We start from the raw sequence: 21,836 nt of genomic DNA, 5'->3' as shown, positions 1-21,836 counted from the left end.
TTTTTCTATTTTTAAAGAAAATACGTTGCTTTGCTGTTCATATGAGTTTAAGTTATACCAATAAAATATCAAAAACCCGTTTATATTGGCTTTGCCAATTGATGGGCTGGTGCTTGGTGTCAACTTATTGGGCATACACCGTATATACCAGAGATAATTATGGAATTTTTTATACATTTTTAAATTATGTTTTGGATGTGGCAATTGGAATATTCTTAACACATATGTATAGAATGTATGCTTTAAAAGCTAACTGGAGTCAGTTGCCAATTAAAAAGTTACTTATTCGTGTTATTCCAAGTATACTTTTATTAGCGCTTCTATATGTATTAATAAACAACTTAAAATGGTATGCGTATTGGACTTTTATTGCAGGCGAGGATAAAAATTTCTTTGAAGCCATCATGTACTGGGATCCAATTTTACTTACAGGACTGCGACTAATGTCTATTTGGATATTGGCGTATCACTTATATCATTACTATCAAAAAGAAGTGGTTACGGCAAGAGAGAATGCTCAACTTTCCTTAATCGCAAAACAAGCCCAGTTAGATAATTTATCAGCGCAATTGAATCCACATTTCTTATTCAACTCATTAAATTCTATTAAATCATTAGTCATCGAAAACCCAAACGTTGCAAGAAGAGCTATTGATTTATTATCAGATTTGCTGAGGTCATCCTTATATGAAAAAGACAAAGATTTAACACCTATTAAAAATGAATTGGCTTTAGTTTATGATTACATTGAATTAGAAAAGCTGCGTTTTGAGGAACGACTTCAACTAAAAACCAGTATTGAAGAAGGCGTTATTAATTATAAGATTCCTGCGTTAAGTATTCAGTTATTGATAGAAAATGCCATTAAACATGGCATTGATTTAATAGTTGATGGTGGTATTATTTACTTAAAAATTAAAAAGAAGGATAGCCATATTCATATTACAGTTGAGAATCCTGGAATAATTAATCAAAATAAAAGTGTTGGATTAGGTCTCGAAAATTTAAAAAAACGCTTAGAAATTCAATATAAAGGTAAGGCTGTTTTTAGTTTAACAGAGAATGAAAATAACCATGTCTGCGCAGAACTAATAATTCCAATGCATATAAACGATGAAAAGATATAAAACCATAATCATTGATGATGAACGTTTAGCGAGAGAAGAAGTAAAACGTGCACTAGAAAAACATAAAGAGTTTGAAATTATAGCTGAAGCTAGTCATGTAGATGAAGCCATAACTTTAATTGAAGACTTACAACCAGACCTATTGTTTTTAGATATTCATATGCCTGGGAAATCTGGGTTTGATTTATTGGAAGAACTAACCAATGTGCCTGACGTCGTTTTTACAACGGCCTATGATCAATATGCTGTAAAAGCGTTTGAGATGAATGCTTTAGATTATTTGGTAAAGCCTTTAAGAGATGAACGTTTTTCTAAAACTATTGAAAAGGTAAAGGAAGAATTGTCTAATAGGGTAAAATTAGAGCCTACCACCTTACCGATGCATCAAAAGATATTTATAAAAGATGGTGAAAAATGTCATTTTATTCCTCTCACAGATATTTATTTTATTGAATCTTTAGAAAATTATGCACGTCTCTATTTTGGTTCGGATAAAGCAATGATAAAGCGTTCTTTAAATTTATTAGCAGAAAAATTAGACCCTAAAGTCTTTTTCCGTGTGAATCGAAGCCAAATGATTAACATACATTACATCAAAGAGATTCACCCCTACTTCAATAATAAATTACAAATTATGTTAACGACTGGGAAAAAAGTAGAAGTGTCTAGCAGGCAGTCCGTTAAGTTTAAAAACTGGAATAGTTTATAAAGAGAAAATCGCTAAATTTTCTAACGTTCATTGACTTTTTATTACGCTCATGTACTTTTCCTTTTTTGATAGAAACAGACTTCTTTACTTTGTACTATAATTAATTTAAAAGCCATATTATGAAGTATTTAAAAGTAGTATTTAATATAGAAAGAATCGTATATCTAGTGCTAATTTCAGTGTTGATATCTTGTAATGAAAACACTGTTTCAGTAGCAGAACAACCTATCCTATCCGATTATACAGTTGGAGAAAAATGGACTTGGAAATATAAAGGCGTAACCACTGAAGGCGAAGTACGTTCAGAAGGGGAAGACACAAGAGAAATAGTTAATATGAATGGCGGTTTAGGTATGGTGATTGAAAAAGATACGATTCCAGTTTCGGACATTGTAAAGCCAGAAGAAAGCGAAACACCAAGATACAAATGGCCTTTAGAGGTTGGTAAAACGTGGCGATATGAAAAAAATTGGACAAGTCAAGATGGTACCACAGGAACACAAAGTCAAGATGCAAAAGTATTATCCTACAAAGAAGAAACGGTAGACGCTGGTACCTTTATGGCGTACACCATAGAATACAAGGGAACGGTTTCTAATTCTAGAGGATACAACGCACAAACAGATGAAGTTTGGTTGTATGCACCAGAACTAAAAAACTTTATTAAAATGACGCAAACTCAAGACGGCTTTTTATACAATGAAGAGTTAATCAAATATGTATACCCAAATAAGAAATAGTTCTGTTTGCTATCAATTTTCAAACGTAAAACAATGAAAAAATTAGTCCTGATATTATTTTTAATCTCAATTAGCGTTACTTCTTTTGCACAAGAATTGCCATTTAAAAAGGTGAAACTATCAGATTCAGTAGCGCTTGAAAACCAAATGCAGCAATTAGCAATACAATGTGACATTCAAAGTCTATCAGCAATAGACCAGTTTAAGTTCCAGTTAATAAGAGGTGAATATAAAGACGCCTTAACTTCAATAAAAAAAAGAATAGCAGAAACACCAAGAGATCAAAGTCAGTATTTAGATGTCTACAAGTATTATGTAGAGGCAAAGCTTTCTACGAACTTTAAAGATGCGTTTAAAAACTCTTACAGCAAATACATAAAGAATTCTGATGACATACAAGTTATTAACTTAGATAAGGCTCTGATAGTTAGAGATCCTACAGATTATTATGTGAGTAAATTTAATAATACGTATACTAGTATTAAATCAGAAAAAATAACACAGGCAACAGCTACGGATTTAGTAAAAAAATATTTTTTAAGCACTGTATTTTCATCAACTAGAGTTATTTATTTTGATGAAATTAAACAAGATCATAAACGCAGATATGTCATAAATGATAGTATCGTCATTCCTATGAAAGATGGTGCCGAAGTTTCAATGGTAGTAGTTAAACGCAAGGGAAATTCAACAGCTAAAAAATCTGCCATACTAGTGTCTTCTATTTACGCAGGCACCAATGAGGCCTCTGCCATGTTATCAGCTTCCAAAGGCTATATTGGCGTGATTGCCAATACAAGAGGAAAAAGATTGAGTCATAGCGACATAAAACCACTTGAATATGAACATACTGATGTGTATGAAGTCATTGATTGGATTAGTAAACAAGCTTGGTCTAATCAAAAAGTAGCCATGTTTGGAGGTAGTTACAATGGTTTTACACAATGGGCTTCTATGAAACACAATGTGCATCCTGCATTAAAAACCATTGTACCCATGGTTGCTATTGCACCAGGAATTGACTACCCCATGGAAAATAATGTCCTACACAATTATTCGTATTCCTGGAATTTTTATGTCACCAATAACAAGTTTTTAGATTTTGAAGCTTCAAATAATTTTAATCGTTGGAATAACTTAAAAAACACCTGGTACAAAACAGGCATTGCGTTTAACAAGTTAGATAGTTTAGATGGACAGACAAATACATTATGGAACACCTATATGCAACATCCTAGTTATGATGATTTCTGGAAAAAAATGATTCCATACAAGCAAGAATTTGCAAAAATTGACATTCCGATTTTAACCATAACAGGGTATTATGATGACTCACAAGGAGGAGCCATGTATTATTTCAATGAGCATTATAAATACGCAAAAAATCCGAATCATTATTTGTTAGTTGGGCCTTATGACCATTGGACTGCACAAACGAAACCCGAAGAAAGTCTAAGAAATTACAAATTAGACAAAGCTGCTTTAATACATATTGAAGAAGATCTAATTTATCAATGGTTTGATTATATTTTAAACGGAAAAGCAAAACCGAGTATTTTAAAAGATAAAGTCAACTTCCAAGTCATGGGTACGAATACCTGGATGCACAAACCAAGTTTAAGCGCCATGACCAATGATACTTTAACATTTCATTTAAGTGCTGATAAAACCAACGATTTTTATGCCTTAAAATCAAAAGCAAATAATTTAGAGATTCAAATGTCTGTTGATTTTAAGGATCGAAAGAGTATGACTAACACAGAGTATTATCCTTGGCCTTTGGAACGTGACCAAATCAATTTAAAAGATGGTTTAATTTTTAATTCTGAAGCGCTAAAGGAAGATGTAATTATAAATGGCTCTTTTTTAGGGAATCTTGAATTTTCAATAAATAAAAAAGATGTTGATTATTCTGTAATCGTATATGAATTGACTCCAGAAGGGAACTATTTTCATTTAAGCTATTATATTGGTAGAGCGAGCTATGCTAAAGATAGAGAACAAAGAAATTTATTGATACCGAATCAAAAGACGAAAGTGTCTTTCGACAATTCGAAACTAATCAGTAAAAAATTAGAAAAAGGGAGTCGCATTGTAGTGGTGGTTAATGTCAATAAAAACAATAATGCTCAAATTAATTATGGTACTGGAAAGGATGTTAATAAAGAAAGTATTAAAGATGCTGAAATTCCATTAGAGATAATTTTTACAGGAAACAGCAGTATTTCTTTGCCAATTTGGAACTGATTTCAATAACTGTTAGAATCTCATCTCTTAAGTAAAATAAAGTTTAAATGTGCCTTTATTTAAAGGAATAAGCGCAGATGTCATAAAGATGTCATAAGCTTGGCGCAAGTGCCAGTAAGGTTTGTATTTAATTTTGTCCCATGAACATTAAATACAAATCAATGAATAATTTTTTTACAACACTCACTTTTCTTTTCATTACATATTTTAGCGTTAGTCAGAGCTATGAATCAAAAATAGATTCCATAGTTGCTATAAGTTACAATCAAAACGAGCCTGGTATTTCAATTCTGGTAGCAAAAGAAGGAGCATCTATTTATAGTAAATCTTTTGGAAAAGCTAATTTAGAATTAAATACACCTTTACAAAAGAGTAGTGTATTTCAGATTGGTTCAATTACAAAACAATTTACCGCAGTTTCAATTTTAATGCTAGCAGAGCAAGGCAAACTGAATATTGAGGATAATATTGGAAAATACATTCCTGAATATGTCGAGATTGGAAAAGATATTACCATTCACAATCTATTGAATCATACTTCGGGAATAAAAAACAGAACACCTGTTGGTGACAAGGGTTTTATTTCTAAAACTAATATGTCACCTACAGAACTTATTGCATATTTTAAAGATGAACCTTTGGAGTTTAAACCAGGAGAGCGTTTTAAATACAGCAATGCCGGCTATATTATACTAGGGCGAATTATTGAAATCGTTTCTGGACAACCTTACAGTGATTTTATAGAACAACATATTTTTGATAAAATAGGAATGAAGAATTCATCCTGTGGAGATACGAAACAAGGTATTCCAAACCCTACTAAGGGTTATATCATTGAACAAAATGATTTTGTAAAATCAGATGATATCAATTTGTCTTTAGCATATTCCGCGGGAGCTATTTTATCTACCACAGAGGATCTTTTAAAATGGCAAAATGCATTACTTTCAAACACACTTTTAAAAGCTTCTAGTATAAAACAAGCTATGACACCAACCTCATTAAACAGTGGGAAAAGAGTACCTTATGGATATGGTTTTCGATTTTCGAAATTGGGGAATTCTCCTGTAATTGCCCACACAGGAAGTACGAAGGGGTTTACCAGTATTGCGCTGTTTTTACCTAAAGAGAAACTGTATATAACTGCATTAACCAACTGTAATTGTAAGAATGTAAATAACGTGGCGAAACAAGTTGCTGAATTATTTGTAAGTATACCAGATGATAAAATAACAGAGGCTAAGCATAATCAACCTGAGAGAAAATCAATTAATGTACCTTCTGAAATATTAAGTGACTATACAGGTACTTACGAGGTTAAACCAAATGTAAACCTTACTATAGGATTGGATAACACAAATCAATTATACTTATTAGCTCCAGGTCAAACTAAAAAGGTTGAATTATTTGCTGAAACTCAAAATCATTTTTTTGTAAAAATTGTAGATGCAGAAATCACGTTTAATAAAAATGAAGCGAATAATGTTATTAGCTTAACGATGAATCAATCTGGTCGTAAAATTATCGCAAAAAAGAATTAGGATGAAAAACAAGGAAAAAACATCTTTACAGCAAGCCATTTATTATGGTAAAGCACCCATCATAATTGCATTAATTTTAACTCCAGTTAGATATGGTTTAGAATTATTGGGATTGCCTGAAAATGCTATTTTTATTATCGGGCTACTTTGGCTTACCTTAGGGATTGCTATATATCTAGGTATTAAATTAGGTAATCAAAAACAAGCTTACAAGATTCTTTTATTAAGCTTACTTATTTACTCACCTATTTCAAGGATTCCAGTTGCTATACTTTGGTGGGTAGATACAAAATGGGAAATTGGCACTCATTATGGATTATATTATGATAATTTTGGGCAAGCGCTATTAAATCATGTGATTTATGGGTCGTTAGTTCAATTGGTTCCTGGATTTTTATTAGGAATAGTAACCATAACAATAATGAGGTACAGAAAAACTTTAACTAAAAACAAACCTTTAGAAAATGGATAATAACTATTTAGCTTTAAGAGTAAAAGAATTGAGAAACCAGAAAGGGATGTCACAAGAATTTCTAGCAGAAGAATCTGGTTTAAGTTTACGAACTATTCAACGCATCGAAAAAGGGGAATCAAACCCTACAGGTGAGTCATTGAAGCGATTAGCCAATGCCTTAAATGTAAGTCCAGATGAGTTGATAGATTGGTCCGTAAAAGAAGATAAAAAGTATTTAACGTATCTCAATCTCTCTGCACTGTTATTTCTGGTCTTTCCATTGCTAGGGGTTTTAATTCCATTTATACTTTGGACATCAAAAAAAGGTAAGATAAAAAATAGTAATAAGTTGGGTAAAGATTTAATCAATTTCGAAATCACGTGGACCATTCTGTTATTTTTTATCCCAATAGTATTGTTCACCATATCAAAAATTGGACTCACAGACCAAATAACGTTAAGTACATTTTTTATGGTTATTGGCTTTTTGTATGTCGCCAATTTAATTTTAATATTGATCAACACACTGAGAATAAACAATGAAAAAGAGGTGATATATAGTCCTCGATTTAAGTTTTTAAAATAAAAGGCAATGAATATCATCGTTAACAGCCATATAGTATCAACTCAAAAAATATAAAACTATGAAATACAAATGTCCGAAGTGTGATAATACCACTTATGAAATTGGAGAAATGAAAGCCACAGGTGGTACGTTGTCGAAAATATTTGTTACCAAACATATAAAGCAAACTATGAGAACTTTTACATTTGTGATTTTATGTATTCTTCTTTTTGGAGCACAAACGACGTTCGGACAGAATAAAACGGATATTATAATTGGAAGTCAGTTCATTATTAAATCTAGTATTTTAAATGAAGAAAGAACTTGTTTAATAAGTATTCCTGATTCATATAATGATTCAACTGAAGTGGCGAAAAAATATCCAATTATCATATTATTGGATGGATATACTCATTTTAAAACAGCATCTGGAATAGTACATTTTATGAGTTCCAATAGATACCGAAACAATTTAATGCCAGAAAGTATTATTATAGCCATAAAAAATGTTGACCGTGAACGAGATTTTACCGTTACAAAAATTAAGACATTAAATTAATTACTTCCATGCCATTTTGCCCAATCTTGCAGGTTTCCAAATAAAACGTTTTTTCCATTAGAGCCGTTGGTAAGGATAATAATACCTGATTTTGATTCAAAATCGAGCATAAAACCAGATTGCCATCCTTCATTAGAACCACCATGACCAGATAATGTAAAATCCCCAAAACGATTCATAATCATATAACCCATTCCGTAATTCCCTTTGGATAGTTCGGTAGGTTTTATCAAAAGAGCAATGCTTTCTTCTGACAAAACAGGATTTTTTGAAAATGATGCTTTTGCAAAAAGAATAAGATCATCTATTGTTGTATGCAAACCTGCTGCTGCTTGCGCATTAAAAAGGCGTAATGGGATTTCATTTCCTTCTTCATCATAGGCCTTTGCAGAATTTTTTAAAACCTTTTTACTAATATTAAAACTTGTTTGTTTCATTTTTAAAGGCTTAAAAATATGTTCTTTCATGTAATCCGCAAAAGATTTCCCACTAACGTCTTCAATAACTAATTGCAATATAGAATAACCACCACCTGAATATTTCCATTTGCTTTCTGGTTCCATAACGAGTTCTACTTTCTCATCTAGATTAGTAGTTCCGGATAACGATGCATCAATTGAAGTTAATTCATCTTTAGTTTCATAACCGTTGTAACCATGAACAGACAAACCTGCAGTATGTTGCAATAGATTCCTGATAGTTACTTTATCTGAATCAAATTCACTAGATGGTAATTTCCAATTCAAAAGATATTTTGAAGCTGGAGCATCTAAATTAAGTTTTTGGTCTTCTACCAATTTCATAATTCCCCAAGCTGTAAACATTTTTGATATAGAACCAATATTAAAGCCTGTTTTACTATTTACAATCTCGTTTTCTGATACATCAGAAAACCCATATTCTTTTTTAATAATAACGTCGCCATTTTTAATAATAGCCAATGCCAATCCAGGTACTTTATTGTCTTGCAATGCCTTTGGTGTAGTTTCATTTAAAGTTTTTAATAGTTCTTTCTCAGAACTCGTTTGAGCATTTACAAATAAGGTTGATAATGCGATTGTAATAATTGTAATTAAAGTTTTCATATGTATTTAGTTTTAAATTCGATGTAAACCTAGAGCTGAATATTCGTTAATTAGAACTATTTTGATGAAGCTAGCGTATCAAATGGTAATCAGCTCATTATGATATTTAAAGTACCTTTATCATTAAATTTGATACGTTTACAATATGAAAAGAGACGTTCATAAAATAAAAGCTGTAACCTTGAATATGCAATATAGATTTGTGTCAAAATCATAAATAAATTAAAATCATGACACATAAAAAACTTTATAAAGCAGCAGCAGTTCTATCTGTAATCATTATTATTTTGATGCTAATCTTAAGAAACGCTCAAAGCGAAATATTCGCAGTGCTTTCAAGTTCATTGGGTTTAGTAGTCTTTTACACCCTTTTGAATTATCTCTTTCAAACTGAAAAAATAAAATTTGGGACTTCTAACCTTCGATTAAAATATCTCTTTTTAGGAATAAGTATTCCGCTTTTAATATTTGCTATTGATGCTACTACAGATTTAGATGGAGGCTTTCTAAAGAATAGCGTAAGAATTCTTTTAGCAATTGCAGTTGCTTATTTAATTTTCTATTGGACCTACGAATACCGAAAAAGTATTCAAAAACTTAAAAAGGATAAATTAGAAGCCGAATTGATGCTATTAAAAAATCAAATAAATCCTCATTTTTTCTTTAACACACTTAACAATTTGTATGCCTTAATAAAAAAGGATGCTGATGCAGCTCAAGACTATGTCCTAAAATTATCAGATTTAATGCGATTCACTATTTACGATAGCGGAAAGGAAAACGTGCAGTTAAAAGATGAAATAGATTATTTAATAAATTTTATTGATTTACAAACTGCCAGATACCATAAAGACATTGATGTGAATTTTGAAAAATCAATTAAAAATCCAGAAACAAAAGTGGCACCTTTGTTATTCATTATCTTGCTAGAAAATGCTTTTAAACATGGCATTGAAAAAGCAACAGATAATGCATTTGTTCATTTACAACTTATTGAAGATGAAAATAAAATAAGTTTCACAGTTAAAAACAATTATGATGCTGAAGAATCATCAGAAGACAAAGGTATTGGGCTCAAAAATTTAAAAGATCGCTTAAATTTATTATATCCAAACACACATCAATTGTATAATAAAATTGAAGAAAACACCTATTCAACAACATTAGATATATATAAGAAATGATAAAATATATAATTGTAGACGACGAAACTGCCTCTCATGATAATATTAAAGATTATGCGAGTAATTTGTCTTATCTATCATTCCAAAAAAGTTGTTATAATGCTTTTGAAGCCCTAGACTATTTAAATAAGCATTCTATTGATCTTATTTTTTTAGATATAAATATGCCAAAGCTTTCTGGTTTAGAGTTTTTAAAAACACTTTCTAATCCGCCAAAAATTATCATTACTACAGCCTACAAGGAATTTGCCTTAGAAGGTTATGAATTGAATATTGACGATTATTTATTAAAACCATTTAATTTCAGTCGTTTTGTAAAATCTGTTAGTAAAGTTTCCGATGCATTATCAATTAAAGCCAGCCCAATACAAAATACGGAAACCATAGAAGACACTAAGATTTTTATAAAGGAAGATAAAAAATACTACCAGATAAAGTTAAAGGACATTCTGTTTTTAGAAGCCTATGGAAACTATGTAAAGATTAATATGGTTGATAAAGTGATTGTTTCTCATCAAACGCTAACATCCTTTACACATAATTTACCAGAGACACAATTTATAAGGATTCACAAATCTTTTATTATCTCAATAGATAAAATAGAATTAATTGAAGGTAATAGAATACATCTAAGGAATCACAAAATTCCAATAGGAAAAATGTATAAGCTTAATGTAAATCGATTAATAAAATAAAATCAATTTTGACATTAACCTGTAATAATTCCTAATTTAAGCCACCAACCAATAAAACAACACTATTGAGTAGCGATTTTTACAACACATCCATTTTACCATTCGCAGGAATAATTATCAAATTATGTCGAGCTTACACCAGTTCACAACAAGATTTTGAAGACTATTACCAAGAAGTGTGTTTACAAATCTGGAGGAGTAAGGACAATTTTCGCGAAGAATCGCAATGGAGCACTTGGGTGTATCGCATTTCATTAAACGTCTGTTTAACCTTACTTAAGAAAAAGAAAAACAATGTTCAGCATTTTGTGTCTGATTCTATAACTGCTGAAGAAACCGAAAACAACTACGCGTTTTCAGACGAATCTCTAAATTTATTATATGATGCCATAAGAAAACTATCGGAAATAGATAGAGCCGTTATCATGCTTTATTTGGAAGAAAAATCGCAAAAGGAAATTGCTGAAATTATAGGAACGAACCCAAATAATATTGGTGTACGTGTTAAAAGAATTAAAACTAGATTAAAAAAATTATTAGATGGAAAAATCAATTGAAAACATTTGGAAAGAAGGTTTTCTCAAGAGCGACGCACTAGTAGTCCCAAAAATAAACAATCTTTACAACCAAAAATCAATTCATATCATTGATAAATTTAAAAGAATGTTTAAAATAAATTTGATTGCCATTGTGGCATTCTCGTTTGCTTTTTTAGTCGTCTCTTTCATTATAGGAATTCCCATAACAGGTATCATATTTTTTGTTACTCTTTCAGTTCTTGTTGTTATTAATAAGAGGTTATTAAACGATTTAGAGAAAATCGATATAGGTATTAGCAGTTATCAATACTTAAAAGCATTTAACCAATGGATAAACAAACAGGTATCTATCAACAAGAGATTTTCAAGGTTTTTGTATCCAATTATATTCATGTCATTGGTTTTAGGCTTTTGGTTTAAAGATGCCGAAGGCATGCCTTTAGGTGAAAGACTTGTAAATGAAATACTTGTTGGTTTTCCAGATACCTATTTAATATTTGGAATCCCACTCATCGGAATTGTTATCGTGGCAGTCATCTTGGTTTTGCTATTCCTTGTTGGAGGTCGAATTTATAAATGGGATTTAAACATCGTTTATGGAAGACTATTCAAAAAACTAGAAGAATTGATGACAGATATAGAAAGTTTAAGAAGCTAAACACCTGAATATAAGGTGTTTTAGTGTGATTTTTTAAAATAAATAAATTTTTGGTGTAATATTTTTTGGTTTGGGCCACTAACCAAGAAAACAGTAAAAATTATGACACTATTAAATGCAATTAACTTTTTTGAAAGTTTAAAAACTGAATCCTCTAAAAAATCTGAAATTAAGATTTATACTCAATTTATTGAGATTCTTAAAAAATTAGAAAATAGAGCATTCACCGCTAATGAAATTCATTCTATAGAAATGGAACTGGATAGCTTAAAACTAAACTCAAATCCAGACAATAGAAAAAAAATCTTTAAAAACGCACTGAGTAAATTTGAGACCTATTTAAAGGACACCTTTTCCTTGACTTCTCAAGGATACTATACAAACCTGAGTGTAACTTTAGGAATGTTATTCGGAGTTATAGCTGGAATTCTAATAGGTGAGCGTTTTGAAAGGTCTTTAGGGATTTCCGTTGGCATTTGTATGGGACTATTTATTGGCGCATTAATAGGTCGCCGTAAGGATGCTCAAGCTAAAGAAGCTGGAAACGTGCTCTAAAGTAAATCTAACTAAATCTCTCTTCAAATAGCTTCGATTACTAAATTAGTAATACTATTTTTTAATACCACAAGGCTAACGAAAATTTGGCCTAGACATCACCAATCAAAATTTAACGAACATGAAAACATTAACAATTATCATACTTTTAAATTTACTCGCCATTACTAGTGCACGTTCTCAAGATATTTCAGGACATTGGAACGGAACAACCAAAAGAGGCGATAAAGAAATCACTTTTGTTTTTAATATAAAACAAGAAAACGCTACGTATTCAACTACTATGGATGTTCCAACGTTTAGAATTGCTGGCATCAAACCATCAGCTACAACTTTTACAAATGGAAAGCTAATTATTGATGGCTCTAATGTTGGAATGAACTATACAGGAGTTTTTAATACTGAAGCACAACAATTTGAAGGTATTTACAAGGAAGGTGGCATAGAAATGGTCCTAAACTTAAAAAAAGGAACTATAAAAATAGAGGATTCGAAACGGCCGCAGGAACCTGTAAAACCCTACCCTTATTATGAAGAAGAAGTCATTTTTAAAAATAATGAAGCCAACATAACATTAGCAGGTACTTTAACCTTACCCAATAAAAACGGAAAATTTCCAGTAGTAATTTTAATTAGCGGAAGTGGTCCACAAGACAGAGATGAAAGTTTTATGGGACACAAACCTTTTTTAGTATTATCAGATTATTTAACAAGACAAGGCATTGGCGTATTGCGTTTTGATGATCGTGGAGTTGGAGAATCTACAGGAAATTTTGGTAAAGCAACCACAGAAGATTTTTCCAAAGACGTTTTGAGTGCCATCGCATACTTAAAAACTAGAAACGATGTAGATATTAAAAATATAGGTTTGATTGGTCATAGTGAAGGTGGTATTATCGCACCTCTAGCGGCTAACAACTCTAAAGATGTCGCTTTTATGGTGTTATTAGCTTCTACCGGAATTTCGGGAACAGAACTATCTGTAATGCAATCTAAAACATTGAGAGAATTTCCTGTTAAAGATGAGGTGGCTTATGAAAAAAACACAAGAAAAGCGATTGCAATTGTAATCTCTAATAAGAGTAAAACAGAAATTAAAATCGAATTGACAACTCATTATAATGAGTTTTTAAGACCCATTTTAACATCATTAAACGTACCAGAAAAGAATATCAATGCATTTATAGAAAACCAACTTAAAACAAGTATACAACCTTGGTCACGCTATTTTTTACAATACAATCCTGCTGATGAAATTGAAAAATTACAAATTCCAGTGTTGTCATTAAATGGCAGTAAAGACACGCAAGTAAATGCAAAAATTAATCAAGAAGCTATAAGACAAGCACTAATCAAAGGCCAGAATAAAAATTATAAAATAGTGGAATTAGAAAACTTAAACCACTTCTTTCAGGAGTGTGAAACTGGAAAGATGGATGAATATAGAAAAATAGAACAAACATTTTCCCCAACAGCATTGAACGAAATAAAAAAATGGGTAATAGAACATCTGAAATAAGATATAAAATACTTGTAGTAACCTCTTGAGTAATTCATTGCTAGTACTCACCTACTCATGAAAATCCTTACGAATTTTCAGACTAGATTATATATTGACATGGCAATAGCAATTACCTCAATAATTGATTAATGTTTGTTTTATATAGCTTGCCAATAGGTACAACATGATCGCCCATATAAATTCTATTTCCTTCTACTCTAAAGATGTGCTTTTTTGCAACCGCAAATGATTTATGAACTTGTATGAAATCATTATCAGAAAGCAGTTCTATGGTATCCGATATTTTTTCTCGAATGCTGATAGTACTAGTACTCGTAACAACTTTGGTATAATTGCCTGAGGCTTCAATAAATAGAATATCATCTACATCTACCTGAATATGACTATTATTCTGTTTTAAAAAAATATGTTGTCCTTCAGGTTTTATAGTCTCTTTACTTTCTTTTCTTATTGTACTGGTATCAGAAGAGGTCACTTTATTAATAGCACTCAAAAAGCGTTCAAAACTAAACGGTTTTAACAAGTAATCAACAACGTTTAATTCGTAGCCTTCAATCGCAAATTCACTATACGCAGTGGTTACAATAACTTTTGGTGGAGATGATAAGGTTTTTAAAAATTGAAATCCTTTTAATTTAGGCATATTCAAATCTAAAAAAATGAGATCTATATCATGTTTGCTTAAGTAGTCAATAGCTTCTATAGCATCATAACAATCTGCTTTGAATTCTAAATTTGGTAGCATATCACAATAGCCTTTTATAATATCGTGTGCAATATGTTCGTCGTCTATAATGATATATGTAATCATAAGCCCTTAATATTCAATGTAGCGTTATAGATGGTATCTGTTTTGGAAATTGTTAAGGTATGCTTTTTTGGATATACCAATTCTAATCGTCGTTTTAGGTTTTTTAATCCAATTCCTGTTTCAGGGTTATCTTGTGTTTCATCAAAATTGTTTTCTATTTCAAAGGTCAATTCACTATTATGCGCTGTTAATGTGATATGAACATAAGCATTTTCTCTTAAATTTTCCACACCATGCTTAAAGGCATTTTCTAAAAGAATAATGAAAAGAAGTGGCATAATCTCATAATTAGTGTCGTTTGTTTCAATATTGAATTGTATATCAATCGCTTTATGATAACGCATTTTATGAAGTTCAATATAATTCTCGAGATAAGCTATTTCTTCAGACAGTAAAACCCTGTCTTTTTCGCCATCATAAATACTATAGCGCATCATATCAGAAAGTTTTAGAATGAGCTCTTGAGCTTTCTTAGAATCCTTATCCACTAATCCATAAAGGTTATTAAGCATATTAAAAAAGAAATGTGGATTCACTTGACTCTTTAAATGCATTAATTCTGTTTTTACTTTTTCATTCTTCAATCTTATTAGTGATTTGATTTGTTTAAATAGCCAATGTGCAATGGTAATAAACACAAGGATAAAGTACAATGCAATAAATTCTACAAACCCTTCTAGTTTTCCAAAAGTGTCATTAAAAATGACGATGGCTAAGCCTATAATAACCAGCGCTATTTTATATAACCGCTTGATAGTTTTCCTTTTTCTTTCTGGTATTTTAAAATTCATAATTCAATATTAATTAAATAAAACACCTCAGACAAATAAGTTGACAAACAGTATCTCATCAGTGACAAACAATCCTAAATGTGTTTTGAGGTGTCTTTATACCTTAAAAAAATGTGTTTGTCACTAATGCATGTGTTTGTGTCACTAACACTTTTTAAAGGCTAAAAACGCTTATATGTTTGTCTCAATCAATCAAAAAATGAACAGTATGGAACTCAGAATTGACAATCTATCAAAAACGTATTCAAACGGGATTAAAGCTTTACAAAACATTTCACTTGATATACCAAAAGGGATGTTTGGTCTATTAGGCCCAAATGGTGCAGGCAAGTCTACGTTAATGCGAACTATTGCAACACTGCAAGAAGCCGATTCTGGTTCCATTGTTCTTGGAGACATCGATGTCTTACAACAAAAAAATGAATTGCGACAGGTATTAGGGTATTTGCCGCAACAATTTGGCTTGTATCCAAAAATATCGGCAGAAGTATTACTCAATCATTTCGCAGTGCTTAAAGGCATCACCAATAAAAACGAACGTAAAGAATTAGTGAAAGCACTTTTGTATAAAACCAATTTATATGACGTGCGACAACAAAATCTGAAAGGGTTTTCTGGTGGGATGAAGCAACGATTTGGCATTGCACAAGCCTTACTTAACAATCCGAAGTTACTTATTGTAGATGAACCAACAGCAGGATTGGATCCTGTAGAACGCAATCGCTTTTACAATGTTTTAAGCGAGCTCGGAGAACATACTGTGGTTATTTTATCTACGCATATTGTTGACGATGTCAAAGAACTCTGCACAAATATGGCCATTATTAATCAAGGTCAAGTATGCTTAAAAGGGCAGCCGTTGCAGATACTAGAAGGCCTAAAAGATAAAGTCTATAAAAAAACAATCGAGAAATCAGAATTGAACCTATATAAAGAAAATTATCAGGTCATCAGTGAACGATTATTTCTTGGTAAACCAACCATTCATATAATAAGCGAGATCAATCCTGGAGATGGATTTACAGCCATTAATGCAGAATTAGAAGATGTGTATTTCTCAGAAATTTTCAATAGAACTAAAACTAAATCTATTTAATTATGTGGTATGAAATTTTTAAGTTCGAAATTCAATATCGAATTAAACGACCAGACACTTATGTATTCTTTTTATTTATATTTCTGTTTTCAATTGTTGGTGTAGATTTTATTTTTCAAGGTACTGAATTAGGTCTAATGAAAAGAAATTCACCCGTAGTCATAGCGAAAACAATGGGAGCTATAACCGGATTCTTTATGATTTTAGCCTCAATGATTATGGGCGTTTCTGTGTTGCGAGATTTTGAGTATGAGATAGAATCATTACTATTTTCTACACCAATCAAAAAAAGAGATTATTTAATTGGTCGGTTTTTAGGCGCATTTACTGTTTTGCTGTTTGTATTTACAGGAATTATTTTGGGTATGATGTTGGGTGAATTTATGCCCTGGAATAGTCCAGATGATCAATTGGCTTTTAATGCATTTGTTTATATGAAGACCTTTCTAATGGTAACGCTACCAACGTTGTTTTTTGGTGCATCATTGTTTTTTGTAACTGGAGCTTTAACTAGAAATTTAGTAGTTGTATACACTCAGGGTGTTATTTTGTTTGTGGTGTTTTTGTTAACCAAAGCAATTACTAATGATTTCTGGCAAGCTATTTTTGATCCATTTTCATTAACAACAACAACCTATATTACAAAAACTTGGTCGGTCTTAGAAAAGAGCACTCAAGAACTTCCATTTATTAGTGCCTTGTTATACAACAAATTATTTTGGGTTTTATTAGGTGTTATCGCATTAATCTATGGATATAAAAAATTCAATTTCAATCTGGTTAAAGAAAAGAAATCAAAACGAAAGCAAGTTCAAAAGCTGGTAGATAAAAGTACTAATTTAGTTGGTGATGTGATGATTCCTAAAGCTAAAAAACAATATGGTTTACAATCTAAATGGACACAATTAAAAGAGTTTTCGTGGTTTTATTTTATAAGTATTTTTAAACAACCATCATTTTGGGGAATAGTTATTTGCGGAATGATTATCATCTTAATCAATTCTGTAAATCTTGGAACGGTATATGGAGTTGATAGTTATCCTGCAACCTATTTTATAGTTGAGGAACTTCAGGAAACCTCTTATTTTTTCTTTATCATCATCCTTGTTTTTTATTCAGGAGAATTGGTGTGGAAAGAAAGAGGTGCGAAGTTGAATTTAATTTATGATGCTACATCCATGTCAAGTTTTGTAAGGTTAGCTGGAAAGTTTATTGGATTAAACATAATTTATGTCGTATTAATACTTGCTTTAATAAGTTCAGGGATATTATTCCAAACGCTAAGTGGCTATTATAACTATGAATTGCAAGTGTATTTTAATGGATTCTTTTTAGAAATTCTACCCCTATTATCCATTTTTACTTGCTTAGCGTTTTTCATACAATCTTTAGTGAATAATAAGTTTGTAGGTATCATTTTGGTGATTGTATTTAGTATTGTCAATGTAGCTATTGCCGTGTTGGGGTTTGATCATGATTTACACTTTTTTGGAGGAAGTTCCTTAGGTGCTTATTCAGAGATGAATGGTTATGGGCATTTTTTACAACCCTATTTACTCATTAAATTGTATTGGTTTCTTTTCGGAATCCTTTTATTAATCATAGGATCTTTAGTCGCTGTTAGAGGAAATGAAACCAATTTAATAAAACGAACAAGAATTGCTAAGTATAAGTTCAGCAAGCCACTCATAAAGTTTACTGACATCATTCTTTTTGCTTTTATAATTATTGGAGGGTTTATATTTTACAATACGAATATTTTAAATGAATATTGGAGCAATTCTGAAGCTACTGAATTTAGAGTAGCGTATGAAAAAGAATTGAAACAATTTGAATATATAACGCAACCAAAAATAGTAGACTTAAACTTACAATTAGAGCTATATCCTTCTAAACGAGACTACACAGTAGAAGGGTATTATATGTTAAAAAACACATCAATTGAAAACATAAAATCCATCCATATTCAAAAACTTCTCGAAGAAAATGTTACGATAGACAGTATCGCTTTCGAAGGTGGTTTTACGACGAATCATCAATATAAAAAGTTTGATTATTCAATTTTTAACCTGAAGAAAGCTTTACAACCTGGTGATTCTGTAAAAATGTATTTTAAGCAAAGTTTTACAACCAAAGGCTTTGAGCAAGGTCGTTCTAATACCAATATAGTTTACAATGGTACATTTTTCAACAATGAACAGTTTCCAACCTTGGGTTACAATAAAAAATATGAACTTCAAGATGAAGATGAACGACGAGATCATAACTTATCAAGGAGATCTAAAAAAGCTAAAATAGATGACCCTAAAGAATTAGTCAATGCAAGATCTGGTGGTGATTCTGATGGTATTAATTTTGAAATGATTATTGGTACATCCAAAGATCAAACGGCTTTGGTTCCTGGAGATTTATTGCAGGAATGGACAGAAAATAATCGTAATTATTTTCACTATAAAACAAATACCCCTATTATTAATTTTTACGCAATAGTTTCTGCTGACTATGAAATTAAAAAAGACAAATGGATGACAAGCAATAAGGGGATTACTGAGCCTGTCGACCTTGAAATTTATTTTCAAAAAGGACATGAATATAACATCGATAGAATGATGAAGTCTATGAAAGCTTCATTAGATTATTGTAGTAACAACTTCAGTCCTTATCAATACCAGCAACTACGTATTATGGAGTTTCCACGTTATGCAACATTTGCACAATCGTTTCCTGGAACTATTCCATTTTCAGAATCTATTGGATTTGTGTTAGATATAGATGACGAAAAAGATGTTGATATGGCTTTTTATGTGACTGCGCATGAAGTAGCTCACCAATGGTTTGGTATGCAAGTGGAAGCTGCAAATGTACAAGGACAATTGATGGTCTTAGAAACCTTATCTCAATATGCAGCATTGATGGTTTTAAAGCAACATTATTCCGAAGAAAAAGTGCAACAGTTTTTAGCGCTTCAAATGGATAAATATAAAGAAGGAATACAACAAGAAAGTAAAAAAGAACCATCTCTTACTCTCGTAGAAAATCAAGATTATGTCTATTACGCAAAAGGAGCAATCAATATGTACGAATTTCAAAAAGCAATTGGCGAAGAGAATGTGAATTTAGCATTAAAATATTTTCTTGAAGATTGGAATACAAAAAACGGCAAACTAAAAATGCAGACTGATAGATATGCGACAACTCAAGACTTACTAGAGTATTTCAGAGCAGTTACACCAAGCAATCTCCAGCATATCATCGAGGAGCTTTTTGAATCTGTGGGTGTATTAAAAAATCACTAAGGTTAAATAAATCAACTTCTCATAAAAGCATAAAACCTGTGCTTATTGTGGCAAACCATTAAAAATCTTACGTTAGCTAAGAAGATGATCAAACAAGCGGAACACATTTATAATAAAGAAAGAACATATCTAAGCTTAAAATAAAACGAACCACCATATGTTTAGATCAATAAGGAGAGGTATGCTACCATTTTCACAAAAGAATAAAGAAAATCTGCAATTTTTGACCTTCTAAAAATCCAGAAATTAACGCTAAAAAGGTTAACTTACTTGCGTATAATAAAGACATTAACAATTCATAAAACTTGAAAAGCATTTATGTCAATTTATGATAAAAACAAGTCTAGATTCTTTCAAAGAATAGTCGATATTGGCGCTGAGTACAATTTTTCTATAACTGAACTCAGATATTTACGTGTTACGAATATTGCATCTCTTTTAGGTGTAGTTTATAATGTAACTTGGATGCTAATTGCATTATTCTTGACAGACGCATTAATAATTTACGGAAGTAATACTTTTTTGGGATTAATGTTTCTAATGGCGTTAATTTTCAATTGGAAAGGGTTACGAGTCCTGGCTTCCGTTTGGCTTATTCTAGCATCTTATATGTCTGTTCTCTTATTTCTTTACTTGCTAGGGTTTTCCTCAGGAGTTGGAGTTGTTTGTTTCCTAATTATTATTCTGCCATATATGACTTTTCCTCGTAAGGCTAGGAATATAGCCCATGTCTTTAGTATTCTAGCTTGCCTAACGTTGATTGCTACAGTAATATTTCAATCAAATATAAAATCCCATTTTGGAGGATTAGATCCCTATATATCACAAATAGTTAATATCAGTATTACTGCATTGATTTGCTTCATACTAATAGCAAGTATGTCTATTTTAATAGATCAATCTGAGGAATCTTTAATGGTTGAACAGAAAAAATCAGATGATCTTCTGCACAATATATTACCCGCAAACATAATAAGAGACTTAAAAGAAAGCGGTAAAACAATTCCAAAAAGACACAAAAATATCACTGTCCTGTTTACTGATTTTGAAGGATTTACAAATCTTGTGGCGTCCATGTCAGCAATCACTTTAGTCAATGAACTCAATGATATTTTTGGTCGATTCGATGAAATTATGGAAGAAACGAAAGTAGAAAAAATTGAAACGATTGGTGATGCGTATATGGCAGCGTGTGGCCTTGAAAAAGAAACGATAAATCATGCTACTAACTGCATCAAAGCCGCACAAAAGATGCTATCCTATCTTGAGGAGAGAAATCAAAGCCATGTCATAAAATGGAGAATGAGGGTTGGTATACATTCTGGATCTGTAGTAGCAGGGGTTGTGGGCAAGAAGAAGTTCGCATACGACCTTTTTGGAGACACGATAAATACCGCCAGCAGGATGGAATCTGCAGGTGAAGTAGGTAAAATCAATATATCTTCATCCACCTATAAACTGATTAAAAATGAATTTTCGTGTATTTCTCGTGGAAAGATCCATGCAAAGGGAAAAGGGAAATTGGACATGTACTTTCTGAATCAAACTTAAAACGCATAAAATTAATCAAGAAAACAAATAGTATTTTTATGTTGCATATAATAGGATCATATTTCCAAACATAAACTTTGAAACCCTGAACTTTTCTGAACTGTGTTACGA

Annotated in this window: 20 protein-coding genes; 17 read left to right on the top strand and 3 right to left on the bottom strand. The window is 31.4% G+C overall.

All coding sequences use genetic code 11. The features are described from left to right. The first annotated feature begins 101 nt into the window (after positions 1 to 101). From ACFWV9_RS08220 to ACFWV9_RS08185, 8 genes are all read left to right on the top strand, one after another. Positions 102 to 1,127, top strand: coding sequence for a sensor histidine kinase (locus ACFWV9_RS08220; RefSeq protein WP_299105120.1), 1,026 nt, complete (start codon positions 102 to 104; stop codon positions 1,125 to 1,127). After that, the gene (locus ACFWV9_RS08215) at positions 1,114 to 1,836 is read left to right on the top strand and encodes a LytR/AlgR family response regulator transcription factor (protein ID WP_186844076.1); all 723 of its coding nucleotides are present in this window, start codon (positions 1,114 to 1,116) and stop codon (positions 1,834 to 1,836) included. The genes ACFWV9_RS08220 and ACFWV9_RS08215 overlap by 14 nt, the downstream gene beginning before the upstream one ends. A 119-nt stretch (positions 1,837 to 1,955) precedes the next feature. Beyond that, on the top strand, positions 1,956 to 2,576 hold the full coding sequence (locus ACFWV9_RS08210; RefSeq protein ID WP_186844075.1) for a hypothetical protein: 621 nt from the start codon (positions 1,956 to 1,958) through the stop codon (positions 2,574 to 2,576). A gap of 33 nt (positions 2,577 to 2,609) precedes the next feature. After that, positions 2,610 to 4,823, top strand: coding sequence for a CocE/NonD family hydrolase (locus ACFWV9_RS08205; RefSeq protein ID WP_222611297.1), 2,214 nt, complete (start codon positions 2,610 to 2,612; stop codon positions 4,821 to 4,823). A 161-nt stretch (positions 4,824 to 4,984) separates the two neighbouring features. Continuing rightward, positions 4,985 to 6,364, top strand: a complete 1,380-nt coding sequence (locus ACFWV9_RS08200; RefSeq protein ID WP_186844074.1) for a serine hydrolase — start codon at positions 4,985 to 4,987, stop codon at positions 6,362 to 6,364. Position 6,365: 1 nt separating this feature from the next. After that, positions 6,366 to 6,836, top strand: a complete 471-nt coding sequence (locus tag ACFWV9_RS08195; RefSeq protein WP_186844073.1) for a hypothetical protein — start codon at positions 6,366 to 6,368, stop codon at positions 6,834 to 6,836. Then, a complete protein-coding gene (locus tag ACFWV9_RS08190; protein WP_186844072.1) occupies positions 6,829 to 7,404 on the top strand; it encodes a helix-turn-helix domain-containing protein in 576 nt (191 codons plus the stop codon). Before ACFWV9_RS08195 ends, ACFWV9_RS08190 begins: the two co-directional genes overlap by 8 nt. A 58-nt stretch (positions 7,405 to 7,462) precedes the next feature. Continuing rightward, positions 7,463 to 7,942, top strand: a complete 480-nt coding sequence (locus ACFWV9_RS08185; RefSeq protein WP_246457469.1) for a zinc ribbon domain-containing protein — start codon at positions 7,463 to 7,465, stop codon at positions 7,940 to 7,942. Here the strand turns inward: ACFWV9_RS08185 and ACFWV9_RS08180 are convergent. Then, entirely contained in the window at positions 7,939 to 9,027 is a 1,089-nt protein-coding gene (locus tag ACFWV9_RS08180) for a serine hydrolase domain-containing protein (protein ID WP_100818301.1), read from the bottom strand. The two genes, ACFWV9_RS08185 and ACFWV9_RS08180, sit on opposite strands and share 4 nt — an antisense overlap. A 230-nt stretch (positions 9,028 to 9,257) precedes the next feature. Between ACFWV9_RS08180 and ACFWV9_RS08175 the strand changes: the two genes are divergently transcribed. The 6 genes from ACFWV9_RS08175 (at position 9,258) to ACFWV9_RS08150 (ending at position 14,177) form a co-directional block, all read left to right on the top strand. Further along, positions 9,258 to 10,211, top strand: a complete 954-nt coding sequence (locus tag ACFWV9_RS08175; protein ID WP_052823525.1) for a sensor histidine kinase — start codon at positions 9,258 to 9,260, stop codon at positions 10,209 to 10,211. Then, the gene (locus ACFWV9_RS08170) at positions 10,208 to 10,906 is read left to right on the top strand and encodes a LytR/AlgR family response regulator transcription factor (RefSeq protein WP_044633815.1); all 699 of its coding nucleotides are present in this window, start codon (positions 10,208 to 10,210) and stop codon (positions 10,904 to 10,906) included. The genes ACFWV9_RS08175 and ACFWV9_RS08170 overlap by 4 nt, the downstream gene beginning before the upstream one ends. 65 nt (positions 10,907 to 10,971) lie before the next feature. Continuing rightward, positions 10,972 to 11,463 carry an RNA polymerase sigma factor gene (locus ACFWV9_RS08165; RefSeq protein WP_186844071.1) on the top strand — a complete coding sequence of 164 codons (492 nt, stop codon included), beginning with the start codon at positions 10,972 to 10,974 and terminating at the stop codon, positions 11,461 to 11,463. Beyond that, positions 11,447 to 12,103 (top strand): hypothetical protein, encoded by a 657-nt coding sequence (locus ACFWV9_RS08160; protein WP_186844070.1) that lies wholly within the window; start codon positions 11,447 to 11,449, stop codon positions 12,101 to 12,103. Before ACFWV9_RS08165 ends, ACFWV9_RS08160 begins: the two co-directional genes overlap by 17 nt. 102 nt (positions 12,104 to 12,205) lie before the next feature. Beyond that, the gene (locus tag ACFWV9_RS08155) at positions 12,206 to 12,658 is read left to right on the top strand and encodes a hypothetical protein (protein ID WP_186844069.1); all 453 of its coding nucleotides are present in this window, start codon (positions 12,206 to 12,208) and stop codon (positions 12,656 to 12,658) included. Positions 12,659 to 12,779: 121 nt separating this feature from the next. Next, on the top strand, positions 12,780 to 14,177 hold the full coding sequence (locus ACFWV9_RS08150) for an alpha/beta hydrolase family protein (protein ID WP_186844068.1): 1,398 nt from the start codon (positions 12,780 to 12,782) through the stop codon (positions 14,175 to 14,177). Between the two features lie 112 nt (positions 14,178 to 14,289). On the opposite strand, the gene ACFWV9_RS08145 is transcribed toward ACFWV9_RS08150, so the two are convergent. Continuing rightward, entirely contained in the window at positions 14,290 to 14,991 is a 702-nt protein-coding gene (locus ACFWV9_RS08145; protein WP_186844067.1) for a LytR/AlgR family response regulator transcription factor, read from the bottom strand. Further along, positions 14,988 to 15,782, bottom strand: coding sequence for a sensor histidine kinase (locus ACFWV9_RS08140; protein ID WP_186844066.1), 795 nt, complete (start codon positions 15,780 to 15,782; stop codon positions 14,988 to 14,990). The genes ACFWV9_RS08145 and ACFWV9_RS08140 overlap by 4 nt, the downstream gene beginning before the upstream one ends. Before the next feature lie 208 nt (positions 15,783 to 15,990). Here ACFWV9_RS08140 and ACFWV9_RS08135 point away from each other — a divergent pair, with 208 nt between their 5' ends. The 3 genes from ACFWV9_RS08135 (at position 15,991) to ACFWV9_RS08125 (ending at position 21,725) form a co-directional block, all read left to right on the top strand. Then, the gene (locus ACFWV9_RS08135; protein ID WP_186844065.1) at positions 15,991 to 16,878 is read left to right on the top strand and encodes an ABC transporter ATP-binding protein; all 888 of its coding nucleotides are present in this window, start codon (positions 15,991 to 15,993) and stop codon (positions 16,876 to 16,878) included. 2 nt (positions 16,879 to 16,880) lie between these two features. Beyond that, on the top strand, positions 16,881 to 20,174 hold the full coding sequence (locus ACFWV9_RS08130) for an ABC transporter permease/M1 family aminopeptidase (RefSeq protein ID WP_186844064.1): 3,294 nt from the start codon (positions 16,881 to 16,883) through the stop codon (positions 20,172 to 20,174). 318 nt (positions 20,175 to 20,492) lie between these two features. Beyond that, positions 20,493 to 21,725, top strand: coding sequence for an adenylate/guanylate cyclase domain-containing protein (locus ACFWV9_RS08125; protein ID WP_186844063.1), 1,233 nt, complete (start codon positions 20,493 to 20,495; stop codon positions 21,723 to 21,725). The last annotated feature ends 111 nt before the right edge of the window (positions 21,726 to 21,836 follow it).

It is taken from the genome of Winogradskyella sp. A2 (genome assembly GCF_046762865.1).
Classification (GTDB): domain Bacteria; phylum Bacteroidota; class Bacteroidia; order Flavobacteriales; family Flavobacteriaceae; genus Winogradskyella.
The sequence above is the reverse complement of the archived record's forward strand: the minus strand, read 5'-3'. Positions and strand labels throughout refer to the sequence as shown.

What these genes read in the sequence shown, in the direction of transcription:
- ACFWV9_RS08220 (WP_299105120.1), top strand. Translation starts at nt 102, where the DNA reads ATGGGCTGGTGCTTGGTGTCAACTTATTGGGCATACACCGTATATACC.
- ACFWV9_RS08215 (WP_186844076.1), top strand. Translation starts at nt 1,114, where the DNA reads ATGAAAAGATATAAAACCATAATCATTGATGATGAACGTTTAGCGAGA.
- ACFWV9_RS08210 (WP_186844075.1), top strand. Translation starts at nt 1,956, where the DNA reads ATGAAGTATTTAAAAGTAGTATTTAATATAGAAAGAATCGTATATCTA.
- ACFWV9_RS08205 (WP_222611297.1), top strand. Translation starts at nt 2,610, where the DNA reads ATGAAAAAATTAGTCCTGATATTATTTTTAATCTCAATTAGCGTTACT.
- ACFWV9_RS08200 (WP_186844074.1), top strand. Translation starts at nt 4,985, where the DNA reads ATGAATAATTTTTTTACAACACTCACTTTTCTTTTCATTACATATTTT.
- ACFWV9_RS08195 (WP_186844073.1), top strand. Translation starts at nt 6,366, where the DNA reads ATGAAAAACAAGGAAAAAACATCTTTACAGCAAGCCATTTATTATGGT.
- ACFWV9_RS08190 (WP_186844072.1), top strand. Translation starts at nt 6,829, where the DNA reads ATGGATAATAACTATTTAGCTTTAAGAGTAAAAGAATTGAGAAACCAG.
- ACFWV9_RS08185 (WP_246457469.1), top strand. Translation starts at nt 7,463, where the DNA reads ATGAAATACAAATGTCCGAAGTGTGATAATACCACTTATGAAATTGGA.
- ACFWV9_RS08180 (WP_100818301.1), bottom strand. Translation starts at nt 9,027, where the DNA reads ATGAAAACTTTAATTACAATTATTACAATCGCATTATCAACCTTATTT.
- ACFWV9_RS08175 (WP_052823525.1), top strand. Translation starts at nt 9,258, where the DNA reads ATGACACATAAAAAACTTTATAAAGCAGCAGCAGTTCTATCTGTAATC.
- ACFWV9_RS08170 (WP_044633815.1), top strand. Translation starts at nt 10,208, where the DNA reads ATGATAAAATATATAATTGTAGACGACGAAACTGCCTCTCATGATAAT.
- ACFWV9_RS08160 (WP_186844070.1), top strand. Translation starts at nt 11,447, where the DNA reads ATGGAAAAATCAATTGAAAACATTTGGAAAGAAGGTTTTCTCAAGAGC.
- ACFWV9_RS08155 (WP_186844069.1), top strand. Translation starts at nt 12,206, where the DNA reads ATGACACTATTAAATGCAATTAACTTTTTTGAAAGTTTAAAAACTGAA.
- ACFWV9_RS08150 (WP_186844068.1), top strand. Translation starts at nt 12,780, where the DNA reads ATGAAAACATTAACAATTATCATACTTTTAAATTTACTCGCCATTACT.
- ACFWV9_RS08145 (WP_186844067.1), bottom strand. Translation starts at nt 14,991, where the DNA reads ATGATTACATATATCATTATAGACGACGAACATATTGCACACGATATT.
- ACFWV9_RS08140 (WP_186844066.1), bottom strand. Translation starts at nt 15,782, where the DNA reads ATGAATTTTAAAATACCAGAAAGAAAAAGGAAAACTATCAAGCGGTTA.
- ACFWV9_RS08135 (WP_186844065.1), top strand. Translation starts at nt 15,991, where the DNA reads ATGGAACTCAGAATTGACAATCTATCAAAAACGTATTCAAACGGGATT.
- ACFWV9_RS08130 (WP_186844064.1), top strand. Translation starts at nt 16,881, where the DNA reads ATGTGGTATGAAATTTTTAAGTTCGAAATTCAATATCGAATTAAACGA.
- ACFWV9_RS08125 (WP_186844063.1), top strand. Translation starts at nt 20,493, where the DNA reads ATGTCAATTTATGATAAAAACAAGTCTAGATTCTTTCAAAGAATAGTC.